At 44.7% G+C, this 22767-nt stretch carries 29 protein-coding genes; 11 read left to right on the forward strand and 18 right to left on the reverse strand.

The features are described from left to right. Positions 1 to 19: 19 nt before the first annotated feature. Complete coding sequence (locus GZK95_RS21250) at positions 20 to 403, reverse strand: VOC family protein (RefSeq protein ID WP_075713795.1); 384 nt, start codon at positions 401 to 403, stop codon at positions 20 to 22. 128 nt (positions 404 to 531) lie between these two features. Between GZK95_RS21250 and gloA2 the strand changes: the two genes are divergently transcribed. After that, positions 532 to 918, forward strand: a complete 387-nt coding sequence (gene gloA2, locus GZK95_RS21255) for an SMU1112c/YaeR family gloxylase I-like metalloprotein (RefSeq protein ID WP_075713797.1) — start codon at positions 532 to 534, stop codon at positions 916 to 918. A 148-nt stretch (positions 919 to 1066) separates the two neighbouring features. On the opposite strand, the gene GZK95_RS21260 is transcribed toward gloA2, so the two are convergent. From GZK95_RS21260 to GZK95_RS21270, 3 genes are all read right to left on the reverse strand, one after another. Further along, positions 1067 to 1576 (reverse strand): MerR family transcriptional regulator, encoded by a 510-nt coding sequence (locus GZK95_RS21260; protein ID WP_075705653.1) that lies wholly within the window; start codon positions 1574 to 1576, stop codon positions 1067 to 1069. A gap of 69 nt (positions 1577 to 1645) precedes the next feature. Further along, the gene (locus GZK95_RS21265) at positions 1646 to 2329 is read right to left on the reverse strand and encodes an MOSC domain-containing protein (protein WP_075713799.1); all 684 of its coding nucleotides are present in this window, start codon (positions 2327 to 2329) and stop codon (positions 1646 to 1648) included. Positions 2330 to 2396: 67 nt separating this feature from the next. After that, entirely contained in the window at positions 2397 to 2798 is a 402-nt protein-coding gene (locus tag GZK95_RS21270; RefSeq protein WP_075713801.1) for a PaaI family thioesterase, read from the reverse strand. Positions 2799 to 2827: 29 nt separating this feature from the next. Here GZK95_RS21270 and GZK95_RS21275 point away from each other — a divergent pair, with 29 nt between their 5' ends. After that, positions 2828 to 3106, forward strand: coding sequence for a DUF134 domain-containing protein (locus tag GZK95_RS21275; protein WP_075705659.1), 279 nt, complete (start codon positions 2828 to 2830; stop codon positions 3104 to 3106). A gap of 14 nt (positions 3107 to 3120) precedes the next feature. Here the strand turns inward: GZK95_RS21275 and GZK95_RS21280 are convergent, their stop codons facing one another. The 4 genes from GZK95_RS21280 to GZK95_RS21295 form a co-directional block, all read right to left on the reverse strand. Further along, complete coding sequence (locus GZK95_RS21280; protein WP_075713803.1) at positions 3121 to 3519, reverse strand: hypothetical protein; 399 nt, start codon at positions 3517 to 3519, stop codon at positions 3121 to 3123. A 17-nt stretch (positions 3520 to 3536) separates the two neighbouring features. Continuing rightward, positions 3537 to 3737 (reverse strand): (Na+)-NQR maturation NqrM, encoded by a 201-nt coding sequence (nqrM, locus tag GZK95_RS21285; protein ID WP_075705663.1) that lies wholly within the window; start codon positions 3735 to 3737, stop codon positions 3537 to 3539. Then, on the reverse strand, positions 3734 to 4171 hold the full coding sequence (locus tag GZK95_RS21290; protein WP_075713809.1) for a NifB/NifX family molybdenum-iron cluster-binding protein: 438 nt from the start codon (positions 4169 to 4171) through the stop codon (positions 3734 to 3736). Before GZK95_RS21290 ends, nqrM begins: the two co-directional genes overlap by 4 nt. Positions 4172 to 4248: 77 nt before the next feature. Beyond that, the gene (locus tag GZK95_RS21295) at positions 4249 to 4893 is read right to left on the reverse strand and encodes a 3'-5' exonuclease (protein WP_075713811.1); all 645 of its coding nucleotides are present in this window, start codon (positions 4891 to 4893) and stop codon (positions 4249 to 4251) included. A gap of 555 nt (positions 4894 to 5448) precedes the next feature. Between GZK95_RS21295 and GZK95_RS21300 the strand changes: the two genes are divergently transcribed. Further along, a complete protein-coding gene (locus GZK95_RS21300) occupies positions 5449 to 7542 on the forward strand; it encodes a methyl-accepting chemotaxis protein (protein WP_075713813.1) in 2094 nt (697 codons plus the stop codon). Between the two features lie 54 nt (positions 7543 to 7596). Here GZK95_RS21300 and GZK95_RS21305 read toward each other — a convergent pair whose 3' ends face one another. The 4 genes from GZK95_RS21305 to GZK95_RS21320 form a co-directional block, all read right to left on the reverse strand. Next, a complete protein-coding gene (locus tag GZK95_RS21305; protein WP_075705671.1) occupies positions 7597 to 8010 on the reverse strand; it encodes a GFA family protein in 414 nt (137 codons plus the stop codon). Between the two features lie 525 nt (positions 8011 to 8535). Then, on the reverse strand, positions 8536 to 8688 hold the full coding sequence (locus GZK95_RS21310) for a FeoB-associated Cys-rich membrane protein (RefSeq protein WP_083626120.1): 153 nt from the start codon (positions 8686 to 8688) through the stop codon (positions 8536 to 8538). Positions 8689 to 8692: 4 nt separating this feature from the next. Further along, positions 8693 to 11191, reverse strand: a complete 2499-nt coding sequence (gene feoB / locus GZK95_RS21315; protein WP_075713815.1) for a ferrous iron transport protein B — start codon at positions 11189 to 11191, stop codon at positions 8693 to 8695. A 23-nt stretch (positions 11192 to 11214) separates the two neighbouring features. Further along, entirely contained in the window at positions 11215 to 11448 is a 234-nt protein-coding gene (locus GZK95_RS21320; RefSeq protein ID WP_075706218.1) for a FeoA family protein, read from the reverse strand. A gap of 222 nt (positions 11449 to 11670) precedes the next feature. Here GZK95_RS21320 and GZK95_RS21325 point away from each other — a divergent pair, with 222 nt between their 5' ends. From GZK95_RS21325 to GZK95_RS21345, 5 genes are all read left to right on the forward strand, one after another. Next, complete coding sequence (locus GZK95_RS21325) at positions 11671 to 11982, forward strand: hypothetical protein (protein ID WP_075705677.1); 312 nt, start codon at positions 11671 to 11673, stop codon at positions 11980 to 11982. A gap of 45 nt (positions 11983 to 12027) precedes the next feature. Further along, a complete protein-coding gene (locus GZK95_RS21330) occupies positions 12028 to 12813 on the forward strand; it encodes a DUF4198 domain-containing protein (protein ID WP_075705679.1) in 786 nt (261 codons plus the stop codon). A gap of 67 nt (positions 12814 to 12880) precedes the next feature. Next, entirely contained in the window at positions 12881 to 13186 is a 306-nt protein-coding gene (locus GZK95_RS21335; RefSeq protein ID WP_083626122.1) for a hypothetical protein, read from the forward strand. A gap of 3 nt (positions 13187 to 13189) precedes the next feature. Next, entirely contained in the window at positions 13190 to 14059 is an 870-nt protein-coding gene (locus tag GZK95_RS21340; RefSeq protein WP_075713819.1) for an ABC transporter ATP-binding protein, read from the forward strand. After that, on the forward strand, positions 14059 to 15669 hold the full coding sequence (locus GZK95_RS21345) for a DUF4857 domain-containing protein (RefSeq protein ID WP_075713821.1): 1611 nt from the start codon (positions 14059 to 14061) through the stop codon (positions 15667 to 15669). The genes GZK95_RS21340 and GZK95_RS21345 overlap by 1 nt, the downstream gene beginning before the upstream one ends. Positions 15670 to 15790: 121 nt before the next feature. On the opposite strand, the gene GZK95_RS21350 is transcribed toward GZK95_RS21345, so the two are convergent. Then, positions 15791 to 16099, reverse strand: coding sequence for a helix-turn-helix transcriptional regulator (locus GZK95_RS21350; RefSeq protein ID WP_075713823.1), 309 nt, complete (start codon positions 16097 to 16099; stop codon positions 15791 to 15793). A gap of 141 nt (positions 16100 to 16240) precedes the next feature. Here GZK95_RS21350 and GZK95_RS21355 point away from each other — a divergent pair, with 141 nt between their 5' ends. Together GZK95_RS21355 and GZK95_RS21360 are read left to right on the forward strand one after the other, a co-directional pair. Beyond that, the gene (locus GZK95_RS21355; RefSeq protein WP_075705689.1) at positions 16241 to 16558 is read left to right on the forward strand and encodes a hypothetical protein; all 318 of its coding nucleotides are present in this window, start codon (positions 16241 to 16243) and stop codon (positions 16556 to 16558) included. Positions 16559 to 16904: 346 nt separating this feature from the next. After that, entirely contained in the window at positions 16905 to 18818 is a 1914-nt protein-coding gene (locus GZK95_RS21360; protein WP_075713825.1) for a methyl-accepting chemotaxis protein, read from the forward strand. A 109-nt stretch (positions 18819 to 18927) separates the two neighbouring features. On the opposite strand, the gene sigZ is transcribed toward GZK95_RS21360, so the two are convergent. The 4 genes from sigZ to GZK95_RS21380 all read right to left on the reverse strand — a co-directional run bounded on the left by sigZ (position 18928) and on the right by GZK95_RS21380 (position 20944). Continuing rightward, a complete protein-coding gene (gene sigZ / locus GZK95_RS21365) occupies positions 18928 to 19500 on the reverse strand; it encodes an RNA polymerase sigma factor SigZ (protein ID WP_075705691.1) in 573 nt (190 codons plus the stop codon). Beyond that, positions 19484 to 19780: an ArsR/SmtB family transcription factor gene (locus GZK95_RS21370; protein ID WP_075705693.1), complete on the reverse strand. Its 297-nt coding sequence runs from the start codon at positions 19778 to 19780 to the stop codon at positions 19484 to 19486. Before GZK95_RS21370 ends, sigZ begins: the two co-directional genes overlap by 17 nt. 331 nt (positions 19781 to 20111) lie before the next feature. Further along, positions 20112 to 20663 carry a carboxymuconolactone decarboxylase family protein gene (locus GZK95_RS21375; RefSeq protein WP_075713827.1) on the reverse strand — a complete coding sequence of 184 codons (552 nt, stop codon included), beginning with the start codon at positions 20661 to 20663 and terminating at the stop codon, positions 20112 to 20114. Positions 20664 to 20701: 38 nt separating this feature from the next. After that, positions 20702 to 20944 carry a DUF2798 domain-containing protein gene (locus tag GZK95_RS21380; protein WP_075713829.1) on the reverse strand — a complete coding sequence of 81 codons (243 nt, stop codon included), beginning with the start codon at positions 20942 to 20944 and terminating at the stop codon, positions 20702 to 20704. A 146-nt stretch (positions 20945 to 21090) separates the two neighbouring features. On the opposite strand from GZK95_RS21380, the gene GZK95_RS21385 reads away from it, so the two are divergent. Further along, positions 21091 to 22014, forward strand: a complete 924-nt coding sequence (locus tag GZK95_RS21385; protein WP_075713831.1) for a LysR family transcriptional regulator — start codon at positions 21091 to 21093, stop codon at positions 22012 to 22014. Between the two features lie 70 nt (positions 22015 to 22084). Here GZK95_RS21385 and GZK95_RS21390 read toward each other — a convergent pair whose 3' ends face one another. Continuing rightward, a complete protein-coding gene (locus GZK95_RS21390) occupies positions 22085 to 22600 on the reverse strand; it encodes a hypothetical protein (protein WP_075713833.1) in 516 nt (171 codons plus the stop codon). Positions 22601 to 22767 lie beyond the last annotated feature (167 nt).

Consider the following 22767-nt stretch of genomic DNA (forward strand, 5'->3'; position numbering starts at 1 on the left):
AATTGCAAGCACCCGGTTATTAAACAGACACTGGCGAGCAAATTTCTACTAAGTAACCGTTGATATCGTGCACATAAGCGGTCGTTTGCCCCCAAGGCATCTCTTCAACATCTTGAACTAACTTTGCGCCTGCCGCCAATGCTTGCTGCAGTTGTTCTGCTACCTGCTCTGTCTCAAACGCAATCTCGAAAGTCGGTGCACTAGGTTGTGGCTTAATCGCGCCTTTTCCTAACTGATTCATCAATGCTAACGAACTAAACGACAGCGTTGTCTCACCAGTGTTTAGTGCTCCGTAGTCACCACTTGGATGCAAAAGCTCAATCTCAAAGCCAAAAGCATCACGATAAAACTCCAATGTTGTTTTGACATCTTCCACGTACATAATGGTGTATTTCAGTTTCATATCGAATCCTTGTTGAATATCGTTGACTATGAGCATACTGCGCTCAGCGGTCTGAATCTTGAAGATTTGCGACAGCCAGTTTAAATTGTCGATGCATTCCGCGCACAACAGCAAAAAGGACACCCACAGTGCAACTTGAAGCAATCCATCATGTGGCCATCATCTGCTCTGATTATTCAATCTCCAAACACTTCTATGTAAACCTGTTGGGGTTAAAGGTGATTGCAGAAAACTATCGCCAACAACGCGATTCTTACAAGTTGGATTTAGCGCTGCCAAATGGTAATCAAATCGAACTGTTCTCTTTTCCTAACCCACCATCCCGCCCTAGTCGCCCAGAGGCACAGGGGTTAAGACATCTTGCTTTTGCTGTGGCTAGTGTTGAAGAGAGCGCTGAGTATTTGCAACAACACGGGGTAGATGTTGAGCCTATTCGCATTGATGAGTTTACGGGCAAACGCTTTACCTTTTTCAAAGACCCAGATGGGCTACCACTAGAGCTCTACGAAAAATAAACCGTCTATTGTTGACATATAGATTACAAAAGCTCGCCATTTTGGCGAAATTAAGCAATGGCAAGATTGTAGAGTGGCAAGCTCACTAATGGTTTAAAGTAAAAAAGCCAACATCTCTGTTGGCTTTAGTCTGACACTCTTGGCGAGATTACATCTTGCGGATTTGAGCGATTTCTTCACTATCAATGCTAAGCGACTCTAGGAACTTTTGATGTTCCTCCGGCTCCATTTCTTCAAATTTCTGATGCCACTTCACCATATCAGCATCACTGAAACCAGCGGCTTGCATTATTTCTACCCAACGTTGCTTAGTCACACTCTTGTCCTCTATCAGGTTTGGTTCTTGAAGAAGGGCAACTATCGCGCTTTGTTGCGCGCGAAGTGTCTGAATCTCTTGCTCAAGTTCTGCAAAGTGATCTTTTAAGATTTGTGCCTGAGATTGCCCCTGATGCTCCAACAAAGCGCGAATACTTGCCAACGGTAAACCATAGGAGCGGTATGACGAAATCGCTTTCAATCGATTTATCTCGCTTTCCCCATACCAGCGATAACCATTTTCCCCACGGCAAGTCGGCAGCAATAGCTGTTCTTTTTCGTAGTACAAAATGGTTGTGCGTGAAATTCCACACTCTCGTGCCAATTGGGTAACCGTTAACATATGCTTGCCTCTTTGTGGTTCAGACTGCATCTTCAACCCTTGACTGATAGACGGGTCAACCCTTTTATTTTAGGCATGCCCTAATAAACGAAAATTCCAGTTCTCGACTTCGCCCGTAGCTAAACGTTGGAGAATTTTATCGCGCCAGCTTTTAGATAGACGCTCTTGCGCGATCAACTGCTCTAAACCAGAACGATTCAAAGGATCGCCAAAATAACGCTCACAAACTGCAAGAATAGAGAGCGGATTTTCCACTCGTTCAATTAACACCAACGGCTGTTCAACACTGACAACGCCGGGTTGAATCACGCGGTATAACCAACCACAGCGACTGATCTCTTGCATATCGACCGAGAAATTCTCTACGCCCCAACGCTGACTTAACTTCATACATGGTGAACGGGGCTGGCTCACTTCAATGATAGCCTCCCCCCACTGGTAACGGTCACCAATGCAGACATCGGACTCTGACATCCCTGATGCGCTGATGTTTTCCCCCATCCCTGGTGCTTGCCACTCATGTTCACTGTGGTACTTCTTGGCCCAGTATTGGTAATGCTCTGCTGGGTACTGATGCAACGCACGCTCTACGCCACCGTGGAACTTAGTTTCAGCACACTCATCGCCCGCCAAACCTGTCTCCGACAGGTAAATCTCACCACTGACGGCGGATTTATCTATCGCCGTTTTCATGCCAAAACGCTCGGCAACTTGACCAACATAAACTCCAGATAATCGATACTGCTGTGACATCGTTATTTTCTCCATGTACGCGGTTTTACTTCAGCCATCCTAACATGGATTGAAGTGGCTCTGAGTTTTAGCTAATGGAAATAAACTGACTTTTAGCGCTTGAACATAGCGTTTCCCCACATCGCACTTCACTTTGCAAGTAATGGACATTTCTTTTGCTCATCACATGCTTAGCTTCCACAATTAAGGTCTCACCAATCGGCACCGGATGATGAAAACGCGTCTCCAATTTAGCGGTCATAGCCGTGACCCCTTCAGCAAACAAACAATGTAACATTGCGCTATCGTGCAGCGCTGTCACTAGCCCACCTTGCATCACGCCAACGTAGCCCTGCACTTGAGAAGTTGCTACAATCTCTGCGCGAACCACACCCTGTGCGGTCGGTTGAAACTCAATTACATGATCAGTAAAAAAGGGCTGCTGACAAATTACGCACTGTGCGTGGTTACGTGGGATCTGAACTGACATATCGTTTACTCACCTAATGGAACCTTGCTATGGCTCGTCCTAAAATTCACCGCCAAATCTGTACCCGAGCGCCATATTCATGCTTTAAGCCTAATGGTGTACCGATGGCAGAATTGCAACATATCGAGCTACTCGCTGAAGAATTGGAAGCGCTGCGACTGGCGGATCAGGAAGGATTGAGCCAACTCGATGCCGCAGCTCAAATGGGGGTCTCTCGTCAAACCTTTGGCAATATTATTAAGCGCGCCCGAGCCAAAGTGAGTGAATGCCTTGTCAACGGGCACGCTTTAATCTTGCAGCCAGAGTAGCGCGACGACCAAGTTTATAGCGCGGTTTTGATAGCCCGCTCTTGACGTAGCAGCAGCGCACTATCTTTAGTTGTGTATGATTTGGTTACGTTGACCCATTGGGTCCCCGTCTCATCAATGTGGTTAAACTCCACTTGCAGAGCGTATCGAGAACAGCGACTTAGCCCGAACCCCAATCCCGAGATTGCTAATGCCACGGCAGTACATTCCAACCACAAAGGGGCAGGTTGCCAGTTCGCCATACCTAGCCAAAGCGGACCGGCAAAAAGAAACAGCCAAAACGCCAACTGACCAACATTATCCAACAGCGACATCTTCTTAAGCCGCACGTCGTTTATTTTAGCTAGTGGGTAGCGATCTTTACGAAAATAGAGAAACTGATGATCGATATTAAAGTCCGTCTCTTTTAGCACAACGTAATACTCCGGTTCTAAGACTGCCCCGGCTCTTGGATCTGATAAAGTGTTTTACTGTGCTCTGCACACACTTCTTTGCAATTACATTCACGCTCAATATCTAGTTGGGCCAAACCACCACAACTTCCTTCAATTGGTTTGCGCGAAAACATGACACCAATCGCCATCAATGCAATCACAGCGATAAAACCAACCAACGTGAGAAGTAAGGTCATTTACTGATCCTTTTTATCGCCCCGAATGAGGTTGAAGCCGGATTCAATAACATTGATGGTTTTGCTGATTTTTTGCTTCCACAACAAGAGCTTTGCTTGCGTGGCTCTCTACCATACTCAATGCTTTTTACTTCTTCAAGTGTATTAAAATCAAGATGTTGTACTTGAGCTTTAGCTGGAGAGACCAACACCTTCATCTGCATATCAAACAAACGCTTGAGCATTTTTTTGCCAATAGAACGTACGACGACCGCATCAACTTGATAGGCATTTAAGATCTCGACCCACTGCTTTTTTTTGCCGCACTGAGAAGGCGTCTCAACCAATTGAATTAGCTGGTGTGTATGATGCTCATCATCAAAGATAACCACGTTTGGTGAGCGTGAGAAGTGATTGGCAACTTGAAAGTCGCGAGTAGGAATAGCGTATATCATGGGCACTCAGTTTCCGTTAAGTAACCATGCTACTATATTGCTAGTTATTGGCATATGCCAATAACTAGCAATGAAATCTAAGATCTCAGTACAATTTTTCGTGCTTCTTTTTGCAGCATTTGGTCAACCGAAGCCTTGGCAGTTTTGCCTACTTTTACCAGAAGCTCAAAACTAGGGTCAGCAATCGCATACTTTTCTTGCAAGGTTGCTAACTGAACCTGCCAAAGTCTTGCCGTCATCTCTGCATCGGCTAATGCGCGGTGAAATACTCCATCATTTTCAATCTGATGGTATTTGACTAAGTCCCCTAACCGATGTGAGTGACTCTCTTGATGAAGGCGTCTCGATACCAACAAAGAGCATGCAAATTTGCCTTTGTAATCACGATTGATCAATTGCAGTTCAGCATCAAGGAAACGCTGATCAAACGATGCATTGTGCGCGAGAAGGTTGCTGCCCTGAATAAAATCAGCAAACTGATCCATCACCTCTGCACAACTAGGCGCATCGGCTAACATGGTATTGGTGATCCCCGTGTAGCCTTCTATAAAACCGCTGACGCGAAAACCCGGATTCATCAAGCTCTGAAAGCGATCAACCACTTCTCCTTGGTGCAACTTAATCGCACCAATCTCAATTGCGCGATCGCCTTGTTGCGGTGAAAGCCCCGTCGTTTCGAAATCGAGCACAATAATTGAGTTAGCAGCAGAGGATATAGACACAAAACACCTAAATTAAGACAACAAAAAATGAAGTTTAACGTTGCCTAACCGTCATAGCAAAGTAAGTATTACTCCTACACATACAAAGATACTTCACCCTGCATGAGTAACGAGGTGTTTAGCAAGAAAGTAAGACGGTAGCAGGCAACCTGAACAGCGATTATTCTTCCTCCCAGTTCAATTAAAAACGCCATCACGTTACGCGGTTCTCTTTGCTGCCATTTAGGTCTAACTCAAAATAAAATTTGACCTAAAGCATTAAAATTACAATTAGTTTTTCTCACTTTTCATCGAGCAAAAACGACAAATATTCGTCACTTATAGCGTCAATAATAGTTCCATTTCAATTTTACTTTAAAATACATATGGTTAATCATGAAATTGCACTTAAAGTCACCTTATTCCTAGTGACATAATTTAGTCACTGACAAACCCATATTCATAACATCAATTAACCCATTAACAACTCATCACAAAGCAACATATTGCATTCAATACTTGTCGATATAATCCCCGCGATTCACACAAATATAATTAACTGAGGGTCAATCGAGCATGTTTAATAGTATCCGTACACGGATCGCAGTCACGGCAGGCGCAGCAATGGCGTTTACCCTATTGATCGCAATGGGGATGACAACCAATGCGTTTACCGAGGTCAACCGACAGATCTCACACAAAGTGACAGATCAGCTAACTGAAGCAACTACTTCTCACCTACGTTTTACCGCTTCTGAAGAAAGCAAAATTATCGCTAACGATCTTTTTCCTGTCACTCGTAGCTTAAGTCAATTGCGCTCAATCATGGAGCAAAGTGCCTTTGATGGCGCTGGTGCAGATGCGCTGGTAAACCACTTTATCGCTGCGCTAAAAGCACAAGATGAAGCAGTTTTTGCGGGTTACATGGTTTTTGAACAAAAAACGTGGCCAATCGAAACAGAAGCTGCTGCTGCGGCAGCATTTAGCCCAGACGGGCACCTAGCACCATTTTTCTCGCCAAACAGTGAAGGTGGTTTTGATGCGCTAGGCATGGAAAGCTTTACCAATACTGCTTTAAACGCTAACGGCGAACGTATTGATGATTGGCATTTGGCTCCTTATGAGACGGGTCGTCCATTCGTAATGGAACCTTATATGTACCCAGTACGTGGTAAGCAAGAGCTTATCACGACCATCAGCCAACCAATTCGCCTTAATGGCAAGATCATTGGTTCGCTGGGCTTTGATCTATCACTGCATAAACTGCAAGGTCAAAGTGAAACCTTGGCGAAAGAGCTATTCGAAGGGCAAGGCAACATCATCATCGCGTCATGGGGCGGTGCGACACTGGCGAACAGCAAGCTGCCGACCAGTGTGGGCAAAAAAGTACCCTCGCTACTCTACAAACAGTGGAGTGACATCCAAGATCTCGCGACTCGCTCTGAGATCGGCATGATGACGCAAAATGGTCAGGAGTATGCGGTTACCTCTATCCAAACTTCTGGCGCTCCATGGGTCGTGATCGTTTCAGTGCCGACGGAAGTTCTGCAAAAGAGCATCACTGACTTTACCCATTGGAACGAAGAAATGAACAGCAGTGCGCTTGAAAAAGGCGTTTGGGCGGGCGTTTTAGCCATGTTAGCCGGTGTACTTGCTATGACGGTAATCGCCACCTCTTTGGGCCGTGTTCTATCCAATCTGGTTGAGCGTTTCAAAGACGTTGCTCAAGGCGAAGGTGATTTAACCTACCGCTTAGAAGTAAAAGGAAAAGATGAAACCGCGCAACTTGCGCAATGGTTCAACGCGTTTCTAGCCCGCATGCAAGAGATGATTAGAGCCGCCAAAGAGACCGCACTGCAAGTTGACCATCACGCTGGTGAAGGTAAAGCCAGTGGCGAAATGGCAAAAGATAAACTCAACACCCAGCTTAATGAAGTTAACTCTTTGGCAACCGCTATTAACGAGATGACGGCAGCAGCGCAAGAAGTGGCAAACTCGGCGGTACAAGCCGCTTCAGCTGCCGGCGAAGTGCAAGTAAGCAGCCGTAATGGTATGGACCGCATGGACAATGCCGCCCATGCAATGGAAGCGCTTGCAGAGCAGGTCAGCGATGCTCAGCAGCAAACTCTGAGTCTTGCTCAGTCTAGTGCCAATATCCAAGGCATCTTGACTGAAATTGGTGGCATTGCAGAGCAAACCAACCTACTAGCGTTAAACGCAGCTATCGAAGCAGCACGTGCAGGTCAAGCTGGTCGAGGTTTCGCCGTTGTTGCCGATGAAGTGAGAAATCTTGCCAATCGCACACAAAGTTCAACGGAGGAGATCCGCGCGATGCTCGCTCGTCTAGAGCAAGATACACAGAGTATTGTCGGTCTCATGCAAACAAGCAGCCAACAAGCAGCCGATACCAAAGGTGAAACCGAAGCGGCGCAAATTGCCCTAGCAGAAATTAACCAAGCGATTGAAATCATCAATGATATGAACAACCAAATCGCGTCTGCGGCAGAAGAACAAAGCCTTGTCGCTGAGGAAATCAATCGCAATGTGGTGATCATTAACGACACGGCAATTGATGTGACAGACACCATGACGCAGTCGGTCGATATCAGTCATGAACTCTCTCATGGCGCGGCAGAACTGCACCAAGAACTGAACAAGTTCAAAATCTAACCGAGGTGACTCCCCCATTACTAAAACAGCGTCATAATGGCGCTGTTTTCTTTTCTAGGGTTGCTCTTCAAAGGTTTTGACACCTTCAGGAATAACGTACCAAGAGACCTTTTCTTTCACCCACACATGAACCTTGGGCTCGAAAATACCATCCTCTTGATAGTGCACAGGTTTAAGTTTGAGCTTAATCATATCCGGCTCGGCAGGGTTGTAATGCAGCACTCGATTACCACAACGAGGACAAAACTTGGCGCTATTGATATTGCCACTGTCCGCTTTACGACTCCACTCAGCCAGTTCCCCTGAAAAATCGATATCGCTTGCCCTTACCATCGCAGTCACGCTAAAGGGCGCAGTAGCGAGTTTTTGGCACTCTTTACAGTGACACGCCACCACCATCTGCGGTGCGGCTTTAAGTTGATATGAGACTTGCCCACATTGGCAACTTGCTTTAATCGGATAACTCACGTCACGCTCCTTGTGTTTTAACGGCTCGTTATTGAAATTCCTCACCCTTGTTTTCGAGTGTCAAATGCCGACATTGGGTGCATTGGACATAACGGTCAATCAGCTCAAGCGACGCAAGAGCACCGCCAACCGCAGCACCGGATATAAAGCCCGAAATAAAGGCTTTAAACTGTTCTTTACGGCTTTTTCCGTAGGGTGATTTTTTCTGTTTAACAATTTCTATGTGTTCACATGTCTTTCCACAATTTGAGCAATAACGATTCATCGCATCAATACCTCAGGGATCATTACATAAGTCCCAGCCTACAAAGGCTAATCAAACAGGTCAAACTTTGAACGACAAAAATATCAGTAATATTAGTTCTCAACCATGAAAAAAGCCCCAAATATCATAACGATATTTGGGGCGGATATACCTAGATAGTCGATGGCTATTTCACGTCGCGGCTTTCCTTGTAGCCGAACCAGTGACCATGCTCTAAATCCTGCATCTTGAAATCACGTGAATCTTTGTCGAAAACAAGGTTACCTTTTACTGCTCTTATCGCAACTAGGACACGAACTACAATCACCATGGTTTTTCTTAGCGATAAGCTTTCTGTACAAATAGTAAGCGGCGATACCCACCACCACAACTACCGTGGCAATATCCCAGAACTGAATTTCTTGGCTAAACATAGTTCTACTCCACCATCTTTATCGGTATGTCACCGTGACTTTTACCTTTGACAAAGCGATCCTTGATCACCACTAATATCAGCCCTAATACACCCGTAAAGTAAGCGCCACTCATCATGGCTACACCGCTCAAGTTAAAGGCCGTACCAATGGAGTACACTGTTGTTGCGACAGTAAAGCCAAGCAGCGTCGGTAAGAATATCGACAACAACATCCACTTATACTCACCCGTTTGCACCTTAATCATCATCACAGTAGCCAAACAAGGTGGGTATAGGATAAAGAACAAAATCAATGCGACAGCTGCAAGCTCGCCGTGACTGCTTAGTTCCGATGACGACCCCATACGCTCTTCAAGCTTCTGGTTGCTGTCTTCATCTGGCTGGAACAATACGCCCAACGTTGCCACACTGCTTTCCCGCGCAGCGAAAGAAGAGAACAGCGCTACGTTTATCTTCCAATCGAAGCCCGCGTACTGAGTGACAGGTTCTAAGCTGCGCCCCATGCTACCGAGTAACGATGCCTCTAAGCGCTCTTCCTTCATTTCTCGGCGAATCTTCTTACGTTCTGAAACCAGCTTACGAAGTGAACGACTGACTGTCTTAGCAGATTTGTCCCCTTTCGCAGGCGCAATCACCGAGAAGAACAGCTCATTACGAAGTTTGAAATCTTGGTTAACCTGTTTTGACGCTTTTGCACCTTTGGCGTTTAGTTTCGCCGCTTTAAAATCGGTATAAAAGTTAACTAAATCAGGAATCATTTGCTGTTCTAACGTATCGGCATAATCGGTTTTAGCAATCGAACGCTCAAATTTTGCTACAGCTTTTTCCGCTCTCGCTTGGTATTTTGCCTCGCTCTCTTCTGAGATACCCGGGAATTGGAGCAATACAAAGATCACCGTAGAAACCGCCAACACAATGGTGCCCACTTTACGGATATAAATCCAAGTACGTTCTACCGCGCGAGTCACCACACTTCTTACTGTCGGCAAGTTGTAACGTGGCAATTCCATTACAAATGGCGAAGGCTCCTGATTACGCAATACTGTTGTAGTCAGTAACTTCGCAACCAGCAAAGCAGCGATAATGGTGATCGTCGAGATATAGAAAAGCATCAAAGATTTGTCTTCGACGAAGAAAATACCAAGCAATAGCGTGTAAAGCGGCACTTTCGCTAAACAGTTCATAAATGGCACTGTCATGATCGTCGCAAGACGGGCTCTATTGTCAGGAATCCCTTTGGTTGCCATCACTCCGGGCACCGCACAACCACCAGCAAACACACCCGCCAAAATCATTGGCAGAGTACTTTGACCATGCAAGCCAAATTTATTCAGGGCCTTATCCGCGATAAAAGCAATACGCGCCATATAACCTGAGTCTTCAATAATGGCGATCAAAGAGAATAGAATCAGGAATATAGGGATGTAGTTCAGTAAGGTATTTGCCGAGTCAACAATCCAAAGCCCTAATGAACGCACATAAGGATCATGAAGGAAGCCCGCCTCTGGCAATATCGAGGCAATCATTTCACGCAATGCTGCGAGATACGGCCACCAATAGTTGGTCAACTCGTAGCCGTAAACGATCGCACTCTGATAAATAATAAACACCGTACTGATCAAGAAAATAGGCGCGCCCCAACGGCTTAGTACAATACGGTCAATTTTAGGCGTAAGAGCGGTCTTTTCTTCTGCGGTTATCTGCTTAAGACACGACGAAACAATTGAAGACACGAGCTTTTGCCGCTGAGCAACGATGTAGTCATTAATCTCGCCGTCCAACTTCGCCAACAGCCCTTCTTGCTCGATAGCCACGATAGCCTCAAGCTCTTGATAACTCACTTTGTCTAGCTGGTTTTCAAGCCAGTTATACGCTTCTTGATCGTTTTCCAGCAAACGCAAACTTAGCCAGCGAGCACTCGGTAACTGGTCAATATTTAGAGAAAAAAGCTGATGACTGATGACGCTAATCGCCTCATCCAGCAGTGGATAATCCACCTTAACGCTACTTACTTGCGCATGTGCGACTTCGGCAGAAATCGCTTCAACTCCCTTACCTAAACGTCCAATACACTCGATAATCGGTACATTAAGCTGCTGCTTTAAACGTTCAACATCAATATCAAGACCGGCTTTTCGCACCACATCCATCATGTTGAGTGCAATCACCAATGGCAACTCCAACTCTAACAGTTGCAATGTTAGGTGTAGCGAGCGACTTAAGTTAGCCGCATCAATCACATTCAAAACACAGTCAGCTTGCTCTTCTCGCAATGCTTTACGCGCCACCCTTTCTTCAAGCGAGAAACTGGTTAAGCCGTATGTCCCGGGTAAGTCCACCAGTTCGAAAGAACCTGACTCATTACTGAAATAGCCTGTTTTCTTATCGACCGTTACACCGGGATAATTCGCAACATGCTGCCTTGCTCCTGTCAGCATATTGAAGATGGTTGACTTACCCGCGTTCTGCTGGCCTGCCAATAAAATTTTACTTCTTTGCATTGCTACAACTCCATTTCACGATGCTAGGCTTGGCTCTCTACGATCACGGTTTCCGCTTCCGAGGCGCGAATGACCACATGGGTATAACCAACCTTAATTTCGATTGGATCACCCAAAGGGGCATAACGTATAAATTTGATTTCTGTTTGAGGTATCAAACCTAGATCGAGCAGACGTTGTCTCACTAGTCCCTGAGATTGGTGGCCAACAACACGTGCAACCTCTCCCGGCTTAAGTTCCGTAAGCATTTGTTTCATTGTTATTTTCACTTTATTTTGCTCAAAATTAGAGCGACGCATCTCAATAGTAAAATGATAAGTACTATCATTTGTTTTTAAATTGACTTAGATCAATACAAATGGAAGTGATAATCGCTATCAATAATAAGGTTACAAAGGTCGCGCATTCATATGCGTATAGTTGACTTTCTGAAATTCTTATTCTTGTTATTCGATTACTTCAAAGAGAGAGGAAATCTCATGAAGAAAACCGCTTTATCTGTGCTAATCGCACTAAGCGTACCTAGCATTGCTCTAGCTCACACTCCACTGTTCTCATGTTACGACTTTGGGGACAACACCATTCTTTGTGAAGGTGGCTTCTCCGATGGCTCATCTGCGGCGGGTGTTGAGATGCTAGTTCTAGACGGTTCAGACAAAGAGATCATCAAAAGCGAAATGTCTGAAGATGGTGAGTTCGAATTCCAAAAACCTGAAGGTACTTACAAAGTTATCTTTAACGCAGGTCCTGGCCACGCGCTAGAAATTAAAGGCGAAGACATCGTCGAATAATTACAAACACAATTATAGTTATTATATTTTTAAGGAAAGAAGGAAATGAAAAAGATTTCACTTTTGGTTGGCACAGCTGCACTAGCAGTTTCAGCGGCTTCTCACGCACACTTCCAACTACTTTATACCCCAACTTCTCAATTGGAAAAACCAACCACGGTTGACATGAAACTTGTATTCGGTCACCCAATGGAAAATGGTCATGTCATGGACATGGGTGCGCCTGAAGAGTTTTTTGTTATGTTCAAAGACAAAAAAACTGACTTGCTGAGCAAACTGAAAAAGATCACGTGGACTGGTCCTGACAACCAAGCTGACGCTTACCAAGTTGACTACAAAGTCACTCGTAATGGTGACTACGCGTTTGCACTTGTTCCTGCTCCATACTACGAAGCAGGCGAAGGCGTTTACATTCAACAAATCACTAAACGCTACATCAACAAAGGTGCACTGCCAACTGGTTGGGATAAGCCACTAGGTCTGAAAACTGAAATCGTTCCTAAGAACAAACCTTACCAAGTGTTCGCTGGCAGCACCTTCACAGGCCAAGTACTGAGCGAAGGTAAACCTGCAGCAGGCGTTGAATGTGAAATCGAATGGATCAACACCAAGATCGATTCTAAAGCGAATGCATTTGCTAAAGAGAACTTCAGCGCAACACCTGCATCAGCAATCGTAGCCGTAACCGATGACAATGGTATGTTTACCTTTGGTATTCCTAAAGCGGGTAAATGGGGCTTTGCGTGTCTAGGTTCAGGTCCTGACACTGAATACAAAGGCAAAGAACTGTCTCAAGACGCAGTACTTTGGATCGAAGCACAAGATCTATAAGCACCTAATTTAACTGTGTTTATTAAAAAGCTGACTTCGGTCAGCTTTTTGTCATTAGGAGTACATTATGAACAAATCTTATTTCGCCCTAGTTCTTGGCCTATTTAGCGCATCAAGCATGGCGCATACCGCCCTAATGGCCTGCTACGACGAGGGCAATGGTTATATTATGTGTGAAGGTGGCTTTAGCGATGGCGCATCAGCGGAAGGGGTTGAAGTGCGTATCGAACAGAACCAATCTGTTGTGATGCAGACCAAGCTTGATGAGTTTGGCGAGATCTATTTTGAAAAACCACAAAGTGATTTTACTGTCGTTCTTAACGCTGGCGAAGGACATGTCGTTTATGTGAACGGCCGAGACATTACGGAGTGATGTATGAACAGTGCCCAACCCGTCATCGCAATCGAAAACCTTTCTCATAGCTATGGCAACAAGGCGATTTATCACAACCTAAACCTCACCATTGAACCTGGCACCAAATTTGGTTTATTGGGCAAGAACGGAGTGGGTAAATCGACGCTTATCAACTTACTCATGGGCTACTTGCAGCCTCAACAAGGTAAGTGCTTACTCTTTGGCGAAAGAACGCAGGATCTATCTGCACAAACTCGCGCACGCATAGCTCTGCTCTATGAAGGCTTTATCAGTTACGACTCTATGAGCGTCAAACAAGTCGAACGCTTCTTCTCCTCATTTTACCCTGCGTGGCAAAAACGTTACTTTGATGAACTCATCGCATTGATGGATATCAATCTCAATCAACCGCTCAGTTCACTCTCTTTTGGTCAAAAATCGCAGGTGGTACTTGGACTAGTGCTTGCACAAGACGCCGATCTATTAATCTTAGACGATTACTCCATGGGGTTAGATGCTGGATATCGCCAACTGTTTGTCGACTATCTTTCTGATTACTTATCTGGCACGCAAAAGACCGTTTTAATCACCACTCATGTGATGAACGACTTGGAAAATCTCGTCGACCACATTGCCATTGTTGACCGCACAACAGAGGTCTATCAAAGCAGTATGAAAGAGTTTAATCAGCGTTTCTCTTGCTATCAAATGCCCAGCGAATTGCTAGATAAACAGACACCTCTTGTTCACCGATATGAGCACTATCGTAATCAACATTTAATTTACTCCTTCGCAGAGCAAAGCCAATTAGAGCAACAGATAGGTACAGCGCTCACTCCAGTCGCCATGAACTTCGAACAACGATTTCTCGGCTATGTAGGTAAATACTAATGACGACCAACCCAATCTATCTAAAAGAGTGGTTAAAACTACGCCGAATTTTTGCCCTACTTCTTCTTGGTGCGGTTTTAATTGGCGGGTATTTCGGTTTTGACCTTATTGGTCAATTTGCCAATATCGAGCCTGAATCGATGATGTGGTATCGATTAATCCACCTTAATGATAAGCCATATCTCTGGCTGAACTACGTTTTTATACTTGTTGCAACGGTTGTTGCATGCTGCCAATACATTCCTGAAATCAGTGGCAATAAGATTCGGATTCTTGCCCATTTGCCTTGGTCACTCGATAGAGTGGTCATACAACACCTTATTAGTGGCAGTGCGCTGCTGCTTCTCGTCAACGCGGTGTTGGTTGCGCTCACATTGCTGGTATTTCAGCACTACTATCCCATTGATATCGTTTCTTTAGCCGCCAAAGACTTACTAATGGGACAAATACCTGCGCTTGCAACCTACTTAGGTGTGTGTGCCGTGATTGTCGAACAAACATGGCTAAGACGCGCAACAAAAGCACTAACAACCATGCTGGTTGTTTACCTAATACTTAATGCCAACACGCATTGGCAATTGATAATTGAGGCCTTGCTAGTACTGTGGTTGCTTCTGCTGATTAAAGACAGCTTTCTCAGCGTAAAAACACGTCGACTACCGCTACTAAAACCCGGTATGCCAATGTTACTTACTGTTTTGATCGGCAGTACAACTTGGTTGCTCTACCAACAGTATGCGGTACAACGCAGTCACTACTACCTATTTTACTCCGCCGTTCTACAAGACTTTGTTTACCAGAAAAATGGACAAAATCACCAGTTCTTTTACGGAACAAGTCATCGTGATCTAAGCAAAAACGAGTTTGAACTGGCACTCCCTTTTGTTTACTGGAAAAACCTTGATATTCAAGGGAAACTGCCCGTTACTGTCGCTAAGCAAAGTTACAATAAAAACACAATTCGCAGCGCTCGGTTGAGCTTGCAATACCACCCTGATCAATTAGAGCGGTTGGAACTACCACTCTATCCATTGTTCAACCCTGATAGCCAATTAGGGGCGATTCGCTTTCCAGAAAATGCATTTGTGATCAGAGATGATCAGTTTGTGGTTTTTGATGCGGAGACCGCAGGCGTTAATCCTGTTCTCACCACTGAAATCAACCAGTTGGCGCAAGAGAGTGGCATCGAATTCCCGATTGAAAATATCTGGGGAAAAACCACTAATATGAAGCCCTTTGACTGGGGATACTTTATCTACGACAGCAAAGGCGATCTCTACAATCTCAAGCGCGGTGATGATGTTATGACAATCACCAAGGTTGAACTTAGCGATCAAATTGCGGATATCGCTTATATCCAGGTCTCTGAGAATCGACAAAAATCATTTTATGGTTACGCAATCACCACCGATAGTCAGGTTTATCTCATTTCTTACCCTAACTATCAGATGATTCCATTGTCCTTAGCGGGTTTTGATTACCACAAGATGTCGCTGCAACTGTTGGCTGACCCATTAAACTATCTGGTTCGTTTTGATGATGGTGAAAACTATCACGCGGTTCTCTTTGACAAAAACTACCAACAACTCGCAACAACAACCCGACACTAACCGTCCAAACGGCTCCAAGCTCTAACACTGCACCTGTAGGAGTTTGGGGCTAACGGTGTCTGTCCTTATAAGCCCTCGCTAAACACGACCACTCCAGCCGCCTTTTTCTTTAGAAGCTGCTCTATTTCGACACATTCATAATAAAGCGCACTAGCAATGCTTGCGCTTCAGGGCTTAGCAATCTAGCCGCAGCCACTAAATCTGCATTGGTAAAAGGCTGAATCTCTTTTACATCCAATGCGATATCCAAGTCGGTCAAGTTCAGCGTGCGAAGAATGGAGCGATACTGCGACATTTTCATATCGGACTCCCCTCGCTCAATGCGTTGATATGTTTTTAGACTCATTCCTGCAATATCAGCCATCTGTTGTCGGGTTAGCTTAGAAAGTTTTCTTCGTGAAATAATCACTTGCACTATGGGATCTATCATTAGCACCACCTTAAACGGACATATTTGACCTAAATAAGGCAATAACTAGACCATGTTAACCAGCATATATTTACCCGCCTAGTGAGCCACCCAAAATAGCCAAACTTTTTAACGAGTTACACAACGAAAGGTTTGCTAACAATGGAAAGAGATCAAAAGGTCTTTGATGCAAATTGCGAAAGTGATCTTAGCAATTTGCAAAAAATGATTGCGGATTTGATTGCATATTTGGAACTAAAAGCATCAAGCAGCCAACAAGAAACCCACCTTATGCTGCGCCAATCTCAGCATCGTTTACTCACCTATAAAGACTTGCTGCTTCATGCGCAGCACCTAGAAGAGAGTGAACTGCTGTTGATGTATACCGAGCTATCAAAATATGAAAAAGCCATCGCAAAACTGGGTGATGAAGCGCTTGGTATTACCATCGATCGCTTAGAGCAGCTTTCAATTAAATAATGATATACACAAGCCGAGGATTCTCGGCTTCTTTCTCTGCTATTTCCCGCAAGCTCTAACACTTGTATACCTTCGACTTGTCGCTCACTAAAAACCGCTTCGCTCTCTACATCCTCCCGCCACCGTTGAGAATTTAGATTCGAAAAAACAATCGCTTAACTGAGTCAACTGACTAATGGTCAATATTTTGCGATTTTAATCTCAAATTGGGGTAAAGAAATACCACAAACAGTCGTTACTCTATTCGTATTGGACCTGTCTACAAACAGATGACATCGCCTATTAGGGTAAGCAGGCGACACCAAACATCACAATAACGAAGTGCTATACAAAGGTAGATTAACCAATGAATTTCAATAAGATTAGCATCAAGCAAAAGGTTGTTGCAGGCATCACATTCGCTGTACTTGCCTCAACCATCATTATGGGTGTACTGGCTTACAAGCAGTCACGCAGTGTATTAGAACACCATCTTATCGACGTCGAACTTCCCTCTATTGTTGAGAAAATCAGTAGTGAAATAGATCGAGAAGTGAGCGAAATGTTGCTCGCAGCCGAGCAGATCACCAACAATGAGTTTATTAAACAAGCCGTTGATGGCACTGACATTGATTCAGCAACGCAAGCGATGCTAGTCAAAGAACTGAATAATGTTCGTCAACAGTACCAACTCAATGACGCCTCCGTTGCTAACCGCAATACGGGCTACTACTGGAACCAAAATGGTTTTCTGCGCCAACTTAATCAACAGCAAGACACATGGTTTTTTGACTTTACGCAGTCAGGCAAAGAGACCTCGGTAAGCATTTTCCAAGAGCAAAACGGCGATGTGAAGATGTTCACCAACTTCCAATTGGTTCATGGTCTCACCATGGCAGGTTTATCAAAATCGTTGGATGACATGGTATCGCTGCTCAACAACTTTAAAATCGAGCAAAGTGGCTTTGTGTTCCTAACCGATGCCAAAGGTGCAGTAAAAATCCATCGAGATCGTAGCAAAAACAATAGCTCATTAAGCCAACTCTACGGCGCTCAAGCCTCTCAACTGCTTAACAAATCAAACTTCAACATCATCGAAACAGACTACCAAGGCCAACGCGTGATCGTCTCAAGCGGATACGTACCGTCAATGGACTGGTTTGTGGTGAGTGTCGTACCTGTGGATGAAGTATTTGCTGATCTTGCCAATGTCGCAAAAGAGATGATGTTCACCACAGCCGTTATCGCCGCGCTATTTATCTTAATGGGTATTGTGCTAGCTAACAGCATTACACGTCCTATTCGTGGCATCGCAGCTCGCTTTAGCGACCTTGGACAAGGTGATGGCGATTTATCACAACGCATCGAAGTCAAAGGCAACGATGAAATCGCCCAGCTCTCTGAAGGCTTCAATGGCTTTATTGAGAAGATCCACGACTCAATGCGCGAAGTGGCATCCACCAGCAACTCACTGCAATCTGCAGCGGACAGTGTTTCGAGCAAAGCTCATTCGACATACGATAATAGCCAGTTACAACGCGACCAAACCTTACAAGTCGTCACTGCCATTAACCAAATGGGCGCAACAATCAGCGAAATCGCCTCTAATGCCGCGACAGCCGCTGAAACAGCAACGCTGGCTTCTGACAACACTCAACTCGGTCAGGACGTAGTCAACCAAGCTAAAGACGCCATCAGCCGCCTAGCGATGGATATCGATAATACAGGTCAAGTGATTGAGCAGCTTGCTTCAACCACACAAGATATCGGTTCTATCTTGGATGTGATCCGTGATATCTCTGATCAAACCAACCTGCTGGCGTTAAATGCCGCGATTGAAGCTGCTCGCGCAGGTGAACAAGGTCGTGGCTTTGCCGTTGTTGCCGATGAAGTGCGCAACCTAGCAAGCCGTACAGCAGACTCAACGGAAGAAATTCAGAAGATGATCAACCAGCTGCAAAGCGATGCCAAAGATGCGGTAATGGCGATGGAAGCTGGCAAATCGGTAACGCTTGAAGGTGTCTCTTCATCTGATGAAGCTGTAGAAGTGCTGACGAGTATTGCTGAGCGAATTCATGATATCTCTGACCGCAATACCCAAGTGGCAACTGCGACAGAAGAGCAATCAACTGTGGTGCATACCATCAACCACAATATCGAAGAGATCAATGCCATTAACGAAGCGACAACCGGTACAGCAGAAGAGTTAGCAATGGCGAGTGCCGAGCTAAAAGACCTTTCGCAACGTTTAGATAAAATGGTTGGCAGCTTTAAGCTGTAAAGCGACACCTTACCAATTGGGATAATTCAGTGAGTGGATTTATTCTGGTTGATATAAAACAGCGCCCCGCTATTGCGGGGCGTTTTCATTCTGTGGTTTTCTCATCATTTTAGCAACGGGAACAACCGTTCTTTTTTTGCTGATAGTCGATGACGTTACCGTGTTTATCCAGAGTTAAATCGCAGCACTCTTCAAACAATTTTTTAAGCTCTGTGCGGCTTTTTTGCACTCGAGACTTGAGCGTGGAGTAGCTCACACCTTGTTGTTCAGCGAGTTCTTTCTGGCTCACTCCGTCAAGCTCAACGCGACCAAGAAGTGAAGCACTCGACTCTGGTAAAGCTTGAATAAAGGGCGCAACACAGTTCGCTAGTTCTTGTTCAATACTCGCTGGTGATTGCTCAAACCACAGATCATCAACGTGCAAACTATCATCCCTTTGCACTCTGGCTCGCTTGCGATAGAAGTCGATGATCGTTCGCTGCGCAAGTTGGAAAAGCCACGCTTTAACGCTTGATTCATTCTTTACGTCAGCCAAGCTTTGATAGGTTTTTAATAAGATTTCTTGCTGGAGGTCGTCGACATCCGCTTCATTGGCGACCTTACTATGCAAAAACGCTCGAAGCGAATGCTGATACTGACGCCATACTTCATCAAGGCTCAGTGGCTTACTGGCACTTTTCATCAGCACAACACTCAGCTTGCAAAAAGCCAATCACACCTTCTAGACACTGATACTCAGCGACACAAAACAAGGTACGACCTTCGCGACGTTGGCTAATAAGCCCCGCAGATGCCAAGCTGGCTATATGGTGGGATAACGTCGAACCCGGAATATCCAACTGCTCTTGCAACCCACCAACAGCGATACCTTGGTGACCTGCTTTCACAACACTTTTGTAGATCGACAAACGCGTCGGATGCCCAAGCTCTTTAAGGGCTTTAGCCACACTTTCAAGTTCCATCGTTTTCTCCAACTTAAGATATATTTCCAAAATAATCGAAATATATAAAAAAAAGCAATCTCAAACTGTTGAAGGAGCTTGTGTAGAGAAAAGTTTCATGGGAACTATTTCCACTAAGTTGAAGCTTTGATGAGAGTCGGTCACAACTAACTTTTGGACAAAAGTGAGACAGCATCAAAGCTCTAACGCGTCAATTTTTGACAATCAAACCTTATCAACCTGCTCTCAACTTCTTCGGATAGTCAAAGAGCACTTTCTATCTCAACACCCAAATTTTCGTTAATAAAAGAGCGAACTTACTCGTTCGCTCTATTGCATCTAGCTCGTGGGGCTATTTCTTTGACCAAGCAAACTTCTCAAATACTTTGTCTACTGGTGTGTGAGCAACGTGATTTACATAATTGCTGATCACCTTCTGAGATAGACCAAGGATCACTTCGAGAACCTGTTGCTGACCGTAACCCGCTGCAAAGAATGCCTCAAGATCTGCCTCTGAGACGTTGCCACGCTCACGTACTACTGAAAGAGTGAAGTCTTTTAGTGCTTGCAGCTTTTCCGTAGGCATCGCTTCATCGTTACGCAGTGCTTCAGTCAAAGCCGGAGCAACCTTCATTGAGTGTGCAATACCAGTGTGTGCAGGAACGCAGTAGTGACACTCATGTTCAACGTTGATGGTTTGCCATACCACTGTTAGCTCTTCAGCATCAAATGACGTATTAGTGAATTGCTGATGTAGCTGTGTGTAAGCCGTTAGGATTTGAGGAGACTCAGCCATTACTGCATAAAGACCTGGAACCATACCCATTTGCTTTTGTGCGCCTTCAAGGATTGCTTTGCTTTTCTCAGGTGCTGAATCAACAGTGTGTAGTTTAAATTCGCTCATTTACTTTTCCTATTCTCTAACTTATTAACTTTACTGACTTATTTTACTTCTGGCTCTAGCAGCACTTTGGTAACGAACAGACGAACCGTTGGTGCAACAAGGGCTAAAACTAACAGCGCCGATGGCACCATTTGTGAAACTGCGTTTAACCATGCATCGAAGAACACACCGTTTGTCGGTAAGGTCTTAGCAACCATGATAGCTGGCATGCTAAGAAGCATAGTTGGTAGAACCATAGATACCATTAGTGGGTACTGGAACTTACGTGGAAATTTTTTCATGCTGCTCTCTCTTATGCTTAACTGCGATTGGCTAACTGATGGGGTTATATTAGCCCTGAATTTTGCAATCAAAAATAGACAACATTGAACTTGAATCTTTCATATTTGAATGATTAACTCAGAGTACAACTCTTAAGGGTGATCAAATGAAAGCAAAGGACATCTCTAACCTCTACCTGTTTTGCCAATCTGTCGAGTGCGGTGGTTTTGCAGCAGCAAGCCTTAAAACACACGTTTCAGCTCCAACGCTATCAAGGGCAGTCGCAAGCCTTGAAAATAAGCTAGGTGAGAAACTGGTACACCGTAATGCAAAGCAGTTCCAACTGTCTACAGCAGGTGACGAATACTATCAGCGCTTCGCTGCTCTCTTTATGCAGTTAAATGATGAGTGGGCGCAGCTTTCGAATAGCCAACCAGTATTAACGGGCGAAATCCGAGTCTCTTGCCCAGAGCCGTTTGCCGATAACTTTCTGCAAAAGATGGCGATTGAATTTATGCAACTCCACCCTGAGGTCTCTGTAACCATCCAATTCAGTGCAGGTACAGAGCGCTTCTTTGATGAGCAGATTGACCTTGCGATTGTGACGACGCCACCTCATGCCAGTCATTTAGTGCAGCGTCAGTTGTTTGAGTCCCCATTAATGCTAGCGGCGTCACCAAGCTATATTGAAAAGCATGGCCAGCCGAAACGAGCAGAAGAGCTGATCAATCATCAACTACTGTCAGGGAATAACTTGCCATATTGGGAACTAAAAGAAGACGGCAAAGCGATCCGTGTTCCTTATCAACCACGCTATTCCGTTAGCAGTCTGCGCTTGAACATTGATGCGACAATGGCAGGTGCAGGGATCTGTATGATGCCAAGAGCTGCTTTTGAAAAACGTGCCGAACGAAAAGAGTTAGTAGAGGTATTGCCAAACGTAAAATGCCCAACGGGTAAGGCTTTCTTAGTGTGGGCGGATAGAAAACTGATAGCCACTAGAATCGTTGCTTTTAGAGATATGATTTTTGAGCGCTTTGGGCAGTCATCTGAGTTCTTGGCCTCTATAAACTCAGAGCGGGATTCATAGTTGTAGGGCTTATGAAATGAAAAACGCCAGATTAGGCAGTCTAATCTGGCGTATCGTATTGCTTGAGCGATTACTTCTTACGAAAGTAGAGGAATGCATTTAGCCAAGCCAAAGCAAGAATAATTAATGTCATTACCGGTGGCTTTGATTGCAGTGGCAACACATGCGCCGGCACACTTGGCAGTAAATGAACATACACAGCAACAAACATAATTGCTGTTGTTAGTAACGTTGATAGCTGCATCGCTTTATCTTTAATCGGTGCTGCGAGTGCCTTATTACCAATCATCACTACAAGTAGCAGTAGACCTGCAAAAATCTCACCTAATTGGCCAGCCCAACGAGACAGAGTTGGAAAAGGCAGCTCACTTAGTGCAATCTGTTTTGCGAACATAGTCGTAAACGGTTCGAAAAATTTTACGGTTCCCGCCATCACCATAAAAGCACCGAGAAGGCCAGTTAGAATCTTTTGAACTTTTGTTCCTATGCTGTCAGTTTTTTCATAGCTGCGAACCAAAAAAACACCCGTAACGAGTAGCATCGTGCCGATAAGAGATAGCTCAAGAATTAGTTGCGATGGGCTCATAGCAAACCTTCATTATGTGTTGGCAAGTTGATGGTGTCATTCTACGAAATTCAATAGAGATCAAAAATAGACAGGCTTGATTCTTATTCATTCAAAAATGAAAGATTGAGTAATCTATAGATTTACTTTCAAGTTGCGCCTTGGGGCGCAGGTTTATGGGCATTTCT

Source organism: Vibrio panuliri (assembly GCF_009938205.1).
In the GTDB taxonomy this organism is placed as follows: Bacteria; Pseudomonadota; Gammaproteobacteria; order Enterobacterales; family Vibrionaceae; genus Vibrio; species Vibrio panuliri.